Here is a 12,384-nt window from a genome sequence, read left to right on the forward strand (position 1 = left end):
TCGCGGGAGCGCTGACCGTGGATCAGTTGGCCCTGTTGTTCGTGCTGTTGCTCGGGGCCGTGGTGAGCGTCCCGGTGGGGGACCGCTGGGGGTTGCCGGCGCCGGTGCTGATGACGCTTCTCGGGATCGTGCTGGCCGTACTGGACTTCGTGCCCAACGTGGACATCAGGCCGGACCTGATCCTGCCGCTGCTGTTGCCGCCGCTGCTGTACGCGTCGGTGCGGCGGACCTCGTGGAGACAGTTCACCGCCAACAAACGGCCGATCTTCCTGCTGGCCGTCGCGCTGGTGTTCCTCACCACCGCGGCGGTGGCGGTCGTCGCCAACACCATCGTGCCGGGGCTGCCGCTCGCCGCCGCCGTCGCGCTGGGCGCGCTCGTGGCGCCGCCCGACCCGGTCGCCGCGACCGCCGTCGCGGGACAGCTCGGACTGCCCCGCCGACTGGTGTCGATCCTGGAGGGCGAGGGGCTCTTCAACGACGTGACGGCCATCGTGCTCTACCACGTCGCGATCGCCGCCGCCGTGAGCGGGTCCTTCTCACCGTGGCGGGCCGGGCTCGATCTGGTGCTGTCCGCGGTCGTCGCGGTCGCCGCCGGGGTGGGACTCGGGTGGGCCGCGAACAAACTCATGGACATGCTCGGCGACGCCACGCTGCAGATCGGGCTGACGCTGCTGGTGCCCTACGCCGCTTACGTACTGGCGGAGGAGCTGCACGGCTCCGGGGTGCTCGCCGTGCTCACCACCGCCCTGTTCCTGGCGGAGTACGCCACCGACGCCGACGACGTCATGACACGGCTCGCCGGACACACGTTCTGGGACGTGGTGGACACGCTCGTCACCGGCGTCGCGTTCGGACTGATCGGGCTGGAGCTGCACAACGCGATCCGGACGGCGGCCGGACGGTGGGGCGAGATGCTCGGGTGGGCGGCCGCGATCGTCGCCGTCGTCGTGCTCGTACGGCTGGCATGGCTGCTGCCGGCGACCTGGCTGACGAAACGGCTGCACGCGAAGCGGGACTACGACGAGGAGATCCCCACGTCGTGGCGGGAGACCGTGGTGATGTGGTGGTCCGGGATGCGGGGGGTCGCCTCCGTGGCCCTCGCGCTGGCGATTCCGCTGAAGATGGACGACGGGTCGCCGTTCCCCGACCGGGACGAGATCGTGTTCATCGCCTTCGGTGTGATCATGGCGACGCTCGTGCTGCAGGGGCTCACGCTGCCGTGGCTCGTCAGACGGCTCGGGGTGCGGGCCGACGAGGATGTCGAGAAGGCCTTCGAGAAGGAGCTGGCGATCCGGGCGGCCAAGGCCGCGAAGCGGAGGCTGAAGGAGATCGAGGAGGTCGAGGAGCTGTCGGAGGAGGTGTCCGAGCAGTTGCTGCGGCGGGCCTTCGACATCGGGACGCGGATCAGTCCGGACCTGGGGGACGAGGAACGGCGCGAGGCGTACGAGCAGCGGGCGCGGCGGATCAAGCGGATCCGGCGCATCCAGGGGGAGATGATGAGCGCGGCCCGGCACGAGGTGCTGTCCGCACGCAGTGAGCCGGGGGCGGATCCGGAGATCGTGGACCGGGTGCTGCGGCATCTGGACGTGCGCAGCCTGCGCTGACGGTGCGCGGGCCCTGGGAGCGTGCCCGCCCGCCCGAGAGCCGTCGCGCGCCGTCCGCCTCCGGTCCACCGGGTGGTGCGGGTCGCCCGCGGGGATTCCCGGGGGCGACCCCGCGGGGAATCCCCCGCGCCCGCGGGATCTCGTGGTGGGCGGGTGGGGCGGTCGGTCGGTGAGGTCAGCCGCGGCCCGGACCCGTGCGTGGCGGGCCGGAGGTGTGGGCGTGATTGTGGCGGGTGGTCGCCGCGCTGTCGGGCTCGGTGCGGGTCGGGCCGGGGAGCTGCCCCGGCGGCGGCACCGCCTCCGCCGTGTTGACGCGGGGGAGGGCGTAGGGATGCTTCTCGGTCAGCCAGCGGATCATCCGCTCGCGCACCGTGACCCGCACCGTCCAGATGTCGTCCGCGTCCTTGGCCGTGACCAGGGCGCGCACCTGGATGGTGTTGGGCGTCGAGTCGGTGACCGCCAGACCGTAGTCACGGCCGTCCCAGGCCGGGCACTCGCGCAGGATGTCCCGCAGCTTCTCGCGCATGGCCTCCACCGGCGCGCTGTGGTCGAGGTGGAAGAAGACGATGCCGGTCATCTGCGGGGTGCCGCGCGACCAGTTCTCGAAGGGCTTCGAGGTGAAGTACGAGACCGGCATGGTGATCCGGCGCTCGTCCCAGGTCCGGACCGTCAGGAACGTCAGAGTGATCTCCTCGACCGTCCCCCACTCACCGTCCACCACGACCGTGTCACCGAGCCGCACCATGTCGCCGAAGGCGATCTGCAGCCCGGCGAAGAGGTTCGCCAGCGTGGACTGGGCGGCGACACCGGCGACGATGCCGAGGATTCCGGCCGAGGCCAGCAGTGAGGCACCGGCAGCGCGCATCGCCGGGAAGGTGAGCAGCATCGCGGCGATCGCCACGACGCCGACGACTGCGGTGACCACCCGCTGGATCAGCGCGACCTGGGTGCGCACCCGGCGCACCCGCGCCGGATCGCGGTGCGCGTTCGCGTAACGGGAGTACGAGGTGTCGACGATCGCCGTCGCGATGCTCACCACCAGCCACGCGGCGGCACCGATCAGGATCAGGGTCAGGGTCCTGCCGATACCGGTCCGGTGCTCCACCAGCAGCTTCGCCTCGTCGTACGAGCCTCTGAGCAGAGCCGCGAACAGGACCAGCTGGAAGGGGATGCGGCCCCGGCGGAGCAGACCCCACAGGGAGGTCTCGCCGTGACGGTCGTCCACCCGGCGCAACAGGCGGTCCACGGACCACCCGATGAGCAGCGCGAGCACGACCGAGCCGCCGACGACGATCATCGGGCGCAGTACGTTCTCCATGCCTGAGAACGTAACCGGCCACGGGCGGTCATGAACATGTGTTCTCGCGAGGGAACGGGGTACGCCCCGCGCCCGTCACTGTCGGTGCCGGCTGGCACCATGGGACTCATGAACATCATGCTCTTCCACTCGACGTACGGTCCCCGGCCCGCGGTGCGCGCGGCGGCCGACCGGCTGCGGGCCGCGGGACACGAGGTGTGGACGCCCGACCTCTTCGAGGGGCGCACCTTCGAGACCGTGGAGGAGGGCATGGCCTTCAACGAAGGCATCGGCAAGGTCGAGCTGCTCAAGCGCGCGGTCCTGGCCGCCGCGCCCTATTCGGACCGGGGTCTGGTCTACGCCGGGTTCTCCCTCGGCGCCTCCCTCGCGCAGACCCTGGCGCTCGGCGACGAGAAGGCCCGCGGCCTGCTCCTGCTGCACGGCACGTCGGACATCGCGGAGAACGCGTCGGTGGACGAACTGCCGGTCCAGCTCCATGTCGCCGAGCCCGACCAGTTCGAGACGGACGACTGGCTGGGCGCCTGGTATCTGCAGATGCGGAGAGCGGGGGCCGATGTGGAGATCTACCGGTACGCGGGCGCCGGCCACCTCTACACCGACCCCGGACTGCCCGACCACGACGCCGAGGCGGCCGAGGCCACCTGGAAGGTGGCGCTCGGCTTCCTCGACGGTCTCCAGCCGTAGCCGTAGCCGTAGCCGTAGACCGTTGCCGTTGCCGTTGCCGTTGCCGTTGCCGTTGCCGTTGCCGTTGCCGTTGCCGTTGCCGTGGTCCGGCATCCGGCGTCCGCGACCCGTCTACACCCGGTCGTAGGTCCGCTCCACCTTCTGCGATCCGTTCGGCGTGCGGTACGAACGGGTCCAGGACGAGGTGGCGTTCGGGTTCGTGCGGTCGGAGATCACGTAGTAGTCCATCTGCGCCCGGGTGGCGGTGATGTCCAGGACGCCGTATCCGTGGCGGTCGGTGTCGACCCAGTGGACGTGCCGGTTCGCCGCGCGGATGACGGGGGAGGCGATCGCCGAGACGACGCCCTCGGGGACCTTGACGATGTCGTCGAGGTTGTCGGAGGTCATCGAGGTGACCACGAACTCCGTGGCGGCGGAGGGGGACAGCGGGTAGGTGCCGGCGTCCACCGGCACGTCGTTGGCCCACGCCATGTGGATGTCACCGGTCAGGAAGACCGTGTTGCGGATGGCGTTGGAGCGCAGGTGCGCGAGGAGTTCGCGGCGGTCGTCGGTGTAGCCGTCCCACTGGTCGGTGTTGAGGGCGATGCCCTCCCCGGGCAGGCCGAGCAGCTTGGCGAGCGGCTTGAGCAGGTCCGCGGAGAGGGACCCCACCGCGAACGGCGAGATCATCACCGAGTTGCCGACCAGCCGCCAGGTGGTGTCCGATGCCTTGAGCCCGGACTTCAGCCAGTCGAGCTGGGCGCGGCCGGTGATCGTGCGGTCCGGGTCGTCGACCGAGCCGCTGGCCGTGGACGCCTGCTGGGACCGGAAGGAACGCAGGTCGAGCAGGGAGAGGTCGGCGAGCTTGCCGAAGCGCAGCCGGCGGTAGGTGGTGCCCTCGATCGCCGGGCGGACCGGCATCCACTCGAAGTAGGCCTGCTTCGCGGCGGCCTGACGGGCCGTCCAGGTGCCCTCGGCGCCCTCGGTGTGGTTGACCGCGCCGCCCGACCAGGCGTTGTCGGCGAACTCGTGGTCGTCCCAGATCGCCACGACCGGCGCCTTGTGGTGCAGGGCCTGGAGATCCGGGTCGGTCTTGTAACGGCCGTGCCGGGTGCGGTAGTCGGCGAGGGTGAGGATCTCGCCGGCGGGGGAGTGCGGCCGTACGACCGTGCCTCGGGTCCCGTACTCGCCGGACTTGTACTCGTAGATGTAGTCGCCGAGGTGCAGCCAGGCGTCCAGGTCGCCCCGGGCCGCTAGGTGGCGGTAGGCCGAGAAGTAGCCGGCCTCCCAGTTGGAGCAGGAGACCACGCCGAAGCGCAGGCCGGCCACGGAGGCGTCGGCGGCCGGTGTGGTGCGGGTGTGGGCGACGGGTGAGTCGGTGCCGCCCGCGGAGAAGCGGAACCAGTAGTCGGTGGCCGGTTCCAGGCCGCGGATGTCGGCCTTGACGGTGTGGTCGGAGGCGGCCGTCGCGGTGAGGGAGCCCTTGGCGACGATCGTGGTGAACGCCTTGTCCTTGGCGACGGTCCAGCCGACCTCGGTGTCCGGGCCGATGCCGGAGCCGGGTATCGCCGCGGAGGTGGGGGTCACCCGGGTCCACAGCAGGACACCGTCCGGGAGCGGGTCGCCGGAGGCGACGCCGTGCAGGAAGGCGGGAGCCTCGGCGGCGCGGGCCGGCAGGGCTGCCGCGAGCGGGGCGGCGAGTACGGCGCCGGCGGCCGCGGCCTTGACGACCGTACGGCGGCGTGGGGCGCGGGAGTTGACGGCGCCCGAGGGGTCGGATGAGCTCAAACGACTGGTCACGAGCGGTCAGGTTACCGACCGGTACGCACAAAGGGCGGGCGAACCGGGAAAGTTCGCCCGCTCTTCGGCTGTTGGACAATTTCGGCCCGGCGCTCCCGCCGCGGGCGGTGCTCCGGAACGGCCCGAGGGATCAGGCGCCGAGGGCCTTGCCGATCGCCGTCGTGAAGTCGGCGACGGTCATCGGCGCGTTCTTGCCGTCGGAGCCCGTCAGCGTCTTGCCGTCCATCTTCAGGGTGGGGGTGCCCTGCACGCCGCTCTTGTTGAACTTCTCGGACATGTCGAGCGCCCACTTGTCGTAGGTGCCGTCCTTCACGGCCTTCTGGAAGGCCGCGTTGCCCTTGAGGGCGGAGACCGTGTCCGCGACCTTGATCAGGTAGTCGTCGCTCTTGAACTTGTCGTCCGTCTCCTCGGGGTGGTACTTCGCCGAGTACAGCGCGGTCTTGTACTCGAGGAAGGCCTCGGGGCTCACGTTCAGCGCGGCGCCCATGGCGCTGAGGGCGTTCTTCGAGCCCTCGCCGGGGTTGCCGTTGTCGATGAACGTGGCCCCGACGTACTCGATCTTGAACTTGCCGTCGTCGTAGTCCTTCTTGACGGTGCTGCCGACGGTCTGCTCGAACTGGGCGCAGATCGGGCAGCGCGGGTCCTCGTACATCACCAGGGTCTTCTTGGCGGTGCTCTTGCCGAGCACGACGGTGGTGCCGTCGGCGCCGGTGGTGTTGGCCGGCTTGACGAGCTTGTCGTCCTTGGCGGCCTCCCAGTATCCGGGCTTGTTGTTCTGCACGACCGCGTAGCCGACGCCGCCCGCTATCGCGAGGACGGCGACGATGCCGCCGGCCACGATGACCTGGCGCTTGATCCTGTCCCGCTTGGCCTGGCGCTCGCGCTCGATACGCAGCCTCTCGCGCGCCGCCGACTTGGCCGTCTGGCTGTTCCGCTTGCTCATGTTGGTGATCTCCATGGGGGCGCGTACTCGTCGTACGCGGGATACGTAAGGGGGACCGCTGGTGCTCAGGGGTTCTCGCTCAGGCGAGAGCGGCCGAGCGGGGCGGGCCACGCCGTCCCAGTGAGTGCACGAACAGGCGCGTACGGGCAGGGGCGCTCCGGCGCGCGGGGCGCGGGAGCCGGCGTACCGGGGTCAGTCGTACGGTCACCGCGGCGACCGCGATCAACAGCGGCCGGAAGGTGGACGCGGCGACGGCGCGCAGCAGCTGGTCCAGGGCCCGTTCGCCGCGGCGCAACCAGGCGGCGGCGAGGAGCCCGACGACGACGTGCGCGGCGAGCAGCAGCCAGGCGGCGGCCGGGTCGGTGTGCACGAGCAGGGTGGCGGCGCGGTCGCCGCCGCCGGTCACACGGGCCAGTGGGGCGCCCACGTCGCCGCCGCACAGCACGTCGAGGCCGATGGCGCGCAGCGGGCCCGCGACCGGGCCGCCGGCCCTGCCGTAACAGACGTGCTGGCCCGTGGTGAACACCGTGTCGGCGGCCAGCTCCAGCGGGATGAGCAGGGCCGCGATCCGCCCGAAGCCGCGCTCGCGGCCCGCCAGCGCGTACGCGATGACGAAGACGGCGGCGGTGATGGCGGTCACGGTGCCCAGCGGCAGCGCCACCCGGGACAGCAGCACGTGCGACGCGGCGGAGAGCGTCACGACGACAGCCGTGAACAGTGCCGCGCGCACGGCTCTGAGCTGGGTCCCGGATATGTCCATAGCGGAGCCGAGTGTCGCACGCGCTCCCGTAAGAGCCCCCTAAAGGGTTCCTATGTGTTACGGGAGCGTTGTGAGTCCGTCGTCCGGCGTGCCTACAGGCCGGGGATCCGGCCGTTGCGGAACAGGTCCACGAAGATCTGGTGGTCTTCGCGCGCGCGGGCGCCGTAGCTGTGCGCGAAGTCGACGAGGAGGGCGGGGAAGCCCTCCTCGTCGGCCGCGATCGCCGCGTCGATGGCTCGCTCCGTGGAGAACGGCACCAGCTCCGAGTGGCCGCTCTCGTCGTCGGCCGCCGCGTGCATCGCGGCCGTGGCCCGGCCGAGGTCGGCGACGACCGAGGCGATCTCCTCCGGGTCGTCGATGTCGCTCCAGTCCAGGTCCACCGCGTACGGCGAGACCTCGGCGACGAGCTGGCCCGCGCCGTCCAGCTCGGTCCAGCCCAGCCACGGGTCGGCGTGTGCCTGCAGCGCGCGCTGGGAGATCACCGTGCGGTGGCCCTCGTGCTGGAAGTAGTCGCGGATCGAGGAGTCCGTGATGTGCCGGGAGACGGCCGGGGTCTGGGCCTGCTTGATGTAGATCACGACGTCGTTCTCCAGCGCGTCGCTGTTGCCCTCCAGCAGGATGTTGTACGAGGGCAGACCGGCCGAGCCGATGCCGATGCCGCGGCGGCCGACGACGTCCTTCACGCGGTACGAGTCCGGGCGGGCGAGCGAGGACTCGGGGAGCGTCTCCAGGTAGCCGTCGAAGGCGGCGAGCACCTTGTAGCGGGTGGCCGCGTCCAGCTCGATGGAGCCGCCGCCGGGGGCGAAGCGGCGCTCGAAGTCACGGATCTCGGTCATCGAGTCGAGCAGTCCGAAGCGGGTCAGCGAGCGGGCGTCCCGCAGCGCGTCCAGCAGCGGGCCCTCGGCGGTGTCCAGCGTGAAGGGCGGCACCTCGTCGCTCTTGGCGCCGGTGGCGAGGGAGTGGATGCGCTCGCGGTAGGCGGTCGCGTACACCGTGACCAGCTCGGTGATCTGGTCGTCACTGAGCGCCTTGGCGTAGCCGACGAGGGCCACGGAGGCGGCGAAGCGCTTGAGGTCCCAGGTGAAGGGGCCGACGTACGCCTCGTCGAAGTCGTTCACGTTGAAGATCAGGCGGCCCTGGGCGTCCATGTACGTGCCGAAGTTCTCCGCGTGCAGGTCGCCGTGGATCCACACCCGGGAGGTCCGCTCGTCCAGGTACGGTCCGCCCCGCCGGTCGGCCTCGAGGTCGTGGTAGAAGAGCCCCGCCGTGCCCCGGTAGAACGCGAAGGCGGAGGCCGCCATCTTGCGGAACTTCACACGGAACGCGGCCGGGTCGGCGGCCAGGAGCTCGCCGAAGGCGGTGTCGAAGACGGCGAGGATCTGCTCGCCGCGTTGCTCGGCGCTGAGCTGCGGGACCGACATCGCTGGGTGCCTCCTGGTGCAGGTGGTGCGTGACATGAGGGAAGGACGACAGGGCCGTCCACCCGGGACGGACGTCTTCGTCCTCCCAACGGACGAAGGTACGCGGGAGTGCCCGCGTTCCCCGCACGAAGGTACGGCCGATCCGGCCGCGCGTCACCCGGCCACCACCGCCTCGCGTCGCCTCGCGGCGCAGTGTTCATCCCGGCTGTCAGTCGCGCGTCATAGACTTCGACGCTGTCCCCCCAGACTGTCGCCGATCGTTCTTCTTGGAGGCCGAAACCGTGTCGAAGCCGCCGTTCACGCACCTGCACGTCCATACCCAGTACTCGCTGCTGGACGGTGCCGCGCGGCTCAAGGACATGTTCGATGCCTGCAATGAGATGGGCATGACACACATCGCCATGAGCGACCACGGCAACCTGCACGGGGCGTACGACTTCTTCCACACGGCCAAGAAGGCCGGCGTCACGCCGATCATCGGCATCGAGGCGTACGTCGCCCCGGAGTCCCGGCGCAACAAGCGCAAGATCCAGTGGGGCCAGCCGCACCAGAAGCGCGACGACGTGTCCGGTTCGGGTGGTTACACGCACAAGACGATCTGGGCGGCGAACCGGACGGGACTGCACAACCTCTTCAAGCTCTCCTCGGACGCGTACGCCGAGGGCTGGCTCCAGAAGTGGCCCCGGATGGACAAGGAGACCATCTCCCAGTGGTCCGAGGGGCTCATCGCCTCCACCGGCTGCCCCTCCGGCGAGCTCCAGACCCGGCTGCGCCTCGGCCAGTTCGACGAGGCACTGAAGGCGGCCTCCGAGTACCAGGACATCTTCGGCAAGGACCGCTACTTCCTGGAGCTGATGGACCACGGCATCGAGATCGAGCGCCGGGTCCGCGACGGCCTCCTGGAGATCGGCAAGAAGCTCGGCATCCCGCCCCTGGTGACGAACGACTCGCACTACACGTACGCGCACGAGGCGACCGCGCACGACGCCCTGCTCTGCATCCAGACCGGCAAGAACCTCTCCGACCCGGACCGCTTCCGCTTCGACGGCACCGGTTACTACCTGAAGTCGACGGACGAGATGTACGCGGTCGACTCCTCGGACGCCTGGCAGGAGGGCTGCGCCAACACCCTCCTGGTCGCCGAGCAGATCGACACGACCGGCATGTTCGAGGCGAAGAACCTCATGCCGAAGTTCGACATCCCCGACGGCTTCACCGAGGTCACCTGGTTCCAGGAGGAGGTCCGCCTCGGCATGGAGCGCCGCTTCCCCGGCGGCGTCCCCGACGACCGCCAGAAGCAGGCCGAGTACGAGATGGACGTCATCATCCAGATGGGGTTCCCCGGGTACTTCCTCGTCGTCGCGGACTTCATCATGTGGGCCAAGAAGCAGGGCATCGCGGTGGGCCCCGGCCGAGGTTCCGCGGCCGGCTCGATCGTGGCGTACGCGATGGGCATCACCGACCTCGACCCGATCCCGCACGGACTGATCTTCGAGCGGTTCCTCAACCCCGAGCGCGTCTCCATGCCCGACGTCGACATCGACTTCGACGAGCGCAGGCGCGTCGAGGTGATCAGGTACGTGACCGAGAAGTACGGCGCCGACAAGGTCGCCATGATCGGCACGTACGGCAAGATCAAGGCGAAGAACGCCATCAAGGACTCCGCGCGCGTGCTGGGCTACCCGTACGCCATGGGCGACCGGCTCACCAAGGCGATGCCCGCCGACGTCCTCGGCAAGGGCATCGACCTGAACGGCATCACCGACTCCTCGCACCCCCGTTACAGCGAGGCCGGCGAGATCCGGGCGATGTACGAGAACGAGCCGGACGTGAAGAAGGTCATCGACACCGCCAAGGGCGTCGAGGGCCTGGTCCGGCAGATGGGCGTGCACGCCGCCGGCGTCATCATGTCCAGCGAGCCCATCGTCGACCACGCCCCGGTGTGGGTGCGGCACACGGACGGCGTGACCATCACCCAGTGGGACTACCCGCAGTGCGAGTCGCTCGGCCTGCTGAAGATGGACTTCCTCGGCCTGCGCAACCTGACGATCATGGACGACGCCGTCAAGATGGTGAAGTCCAACAAGGGCATCGACCTCGACCTGCTGGCCCTGCCGCTCGACGATCCGACGACCTTCGAACTGCTCCAGCGCGGCGAGACCCTCGGCGTCTTCCAGTTCGACGGCGGCCCCATGCGCTCGCTGCTGCGCCTGATGAAGCCCGACAACTTCGAGGACATCTCCGCCGTCTCGGCGCTCTACCGTCCCGGCCCGATGGGCATGGACTCGCACACCAACTACGCGCTGCGCAAGAACAAGCTCCAGGAGATCACCCCGATCCACAAGGAGCTGGCGGAGCCTCTCGAAGAGGTCCTCGCGGTCACCTACGGCCTGATCGTCTACCAGGAGCAGGTGCAGAAGGCGGCCCAGATCATCGCCGGGTACTCGCTCGGCGAGGCCGACATCCTCCGCCGCGTGATGGGCAAGAAGAAGCCCGACGAGCTGGCGAAGAACTTCGTCCTCTTCCAGGAGGGCGCCCAGAAGAAGGGCTACAGCGCCGAGGCGATCCAGGCCCTGTGGGACGTGCTGGTGCCCTTCGCCGGCTACGCGTTCAACAAGGCGCACTCGGCCGCGTACGGCCTGGTCTCGTACTGGACCGCCTACCTGAAGGCGAACTTCCCGGCCGAGTACATGGCCGGTCTGCTCACCTCGGTCAAGGACGACAAGGACAAGTCCGCGATCTACCTCAACGAGTGCCGGCGCATGGGCATCAAGGTGCTCCCGCCCAACGTCAACGAGTCGGAGCAGAACTTCGCCGCCCAGGGCGACGACGTGATCCTCTTCGGCCTCTCCGCCGTCCGCAACGTCGGCACGAACGTCGTCGAGTCGATCATCAAGAGCCGCAAGGCCAAGGGGAAGTACGCCTCCTTCCCCGACTACCTCGACAAGGTCGAGGCCGTCGCCTGCAACAAGCGCACCACGGAATCGCTGATCAAGGCCGGCGCGTTCGACACCATGGGGCACACCCGCAAGGGCCTCACCGCGCAGTTCGAGCCGATGATCGACAACGTGGTGCAGGTCAAGCGCAAGGAGGCCGAGGGCCAGTTCGACCTCTTCGGCGGCATGGGCGAGGAGGACACCAGCGAGCCCGGCTTCGGACTCGACGTCGAGTTCACGACCGACGAGTGGGACAAGGCGTATCTCCTCGCCCAGGAGCGCGAGATGCTCGGTCTCTACGTCTCCGACCACCCGCTGTTCGGCCTGGAGCACGTGCTGTCCGACAAGGCCGACGCGGGCATCTCCCAGCTCACCGGCGGTGAGCACGCGGACGGCGCCGTCGTCACCATCGGCGGCATCATCTCCGGCCTGCAGCGCAAGATGACCAAGCAGGGCAACGCCTGGGCGATCGCCACCGTGGAGGACCTCGCGGGCTCCATCGAGTGCATGTTCTTCCCCGCGACGTACCAGCTGGTGTCCACCCAACTCGTCGAGGACGCGGTCGTCTTCGTCAAGGGACGCCTCGACAAGCGCGAGGACGTGCCGCGCCTCGTCGCGATGGAACTCCAGGTCCCGGACCTGTCCAACGCGGGCACCAACGCGCCCGTGATCCTCACCATCCCGGCACTGAAGGTCACTCCGCCGATGGTCAGCAGGCTCGGTGAGATCCTCAGCCACCACAAGGGCGAGAGCGAGGTGCGCATCAGGCTCCAGGGCCCGCGCAAGACCACCGTCCTGCGGCTCGACCGGCACCGGGTGAAGCCCGATCCGGCCCTCTTCGGCGACCTGAAGGTCCTGTTGGGCCCGGCCTGCCTGGCGGGCTGACGCCGGCGGGGACAGAGGTACGCGAGGGGCGCATCCAAGACCGGATGCGCCCCT

8 protein-coding genes are annotated in these 12,384 nt (G+C 69.6%); 3 read left to right on the forward strand and 5 right to left on the reverse strand.

What is annotated here, in order from left to right; all coding sequences use genetic code 11:
* Positions 1-17 precede the first annotated feature (17 nt).
* Positions 18-1,604, forward strand: a complete 1,587-nt coding sequence (locus ACFVTC_RS05215) for a Na+/H+ antiporter (RefSeq protein ID WP_168527688.1) — start codon at positions 18-20, stop codon at positions 1,602-1,604.
* A 175-nt stretch (positions 1,605-1,779) separates the two neighbouring features.
* On the opposite strand, the gene ACFVTC_RS05220 is transcribed toward ACFVTC_RS05215, so the two are convergent.
* The gene (locus ACFVTC_RS05220) at positions 1,780-2,922 is read right to left on the reverse strand and encodes a mechanosensitive ion channel family protein (RefSeq protein WP_390124093.1); all 1,143 of its coding nucleotides are present in this window, start codon (positions 2,920-2,922) and stop codon (positions 1,780-1,782) included.
* Between the two features lie 108 nt (positions 2,923-3,030).
* Here ACFVTC_RS05220 and ACFVTC_RS05225 point away from each other — a divergent pair, with 108 nt between their 5' ends.
* The gene (locus tag ACFVTC_RS05225; RefSeq protein ID WP_390124095.1) at positions 3,031-3,606 is read left to right on the forward strand and encodes a dienelactone hydrolase family protein; all 576 of its coding nucleotides are present in this window, start codon (positions 3,031-3,033) and stop codon (positions 3,604-3,606) included.
* Positions 3,607-3,717: 111 nt separating this feature from the next.
* Here ACFVTC_RS05225 and ACFVTC_RS05230 read toward each other — a convergent pair whose 3' ends face one another.
* The 4 genes from ACFVTC_RS05230 to ACFVTC_RS05245 all read right to left on the reverse strand — a co-directional run bounded on the left by ACFVTC_RS05230 (position 3,718) and on the right by ACFVTC_RS05245 (position 8,509).
* On the reverse strand, positions 3,718-5,385 hold the full coding sequence (locus ACFVTC_RS05230) for an alkaline phosphatase D family protein (protein ID WP_390124097.1): 1,668 nt from the start codon (positions 5,383-5,385) through the stop codon (positions 3,718-3,720).
* Positions 5,386-5,515: 130 nt separating this feature from the next.
* Complete coding sequence (locus ACFVTC_RS05235) at positions 5,516-6,328, reverse strand: DsbA family protein (RefSeq protein WP_390124099.1); 813 nt, start codon at positions 6,326-6,328, stop codon at positions 5,516-5,518.
* A gap of 79 nt (positions 6,329-6,407) precedes the next feature.
* Positions 6,408-7,088: a hypothetical protein gene (locus tag ACFVTC_RS05240; RefSeq protein WP_390124102.1), complete on the reverse strand. Its 681-nt coding sequence runs from the start codon at positions 7,086-7,088 to the stop codon at positions 6,408-6,410.
* A 92-nt stretch (positions 7,089-7,180) separates the two neighbouring features.
* Positions 7,181-8,509 carry a DUF2252 domain-containing protein gene (locus tag ACFVTC_RS05245; RefSeq protein WP_390124104.1) on the reverse strand — a complete coding sequence of 443 codons (1,329 nt, stop codon included), beginning with the start codon at positions 8,507-8,509 and terminating at the stop codon, positions 7,181-7,183.
* A gap of 281 nt (positions 8,510-8,790) precedes the next feature.
* Between ACFVTC_RS05245 and dnaE the strand changes: the two genes are divergently transcribed.
* Positions 8,791-12,330: a DNA polymerase III subunit alpha gene (gene dnaE / locus ACFVTC_RS05250; protein ID WP_390124106.1), complete on the forward strand. Its 3,540-nt coding sequence runs from the start codon at positions 8,791-8,793 to the stop codon at positions 12,328-12,330.
* Positions 12,331-12,384 lie beyond the last annotated feature (54 nt).

This window comes from Streptomyces sp. NPDC057950 (assembly GCF_042887295.1).
GTDB lineage: Bacteria > Actinomycetota > Actinomycetes > Streptomycetales > Streptomycetaceae > Streptomyces > Streptomyces kaempferi.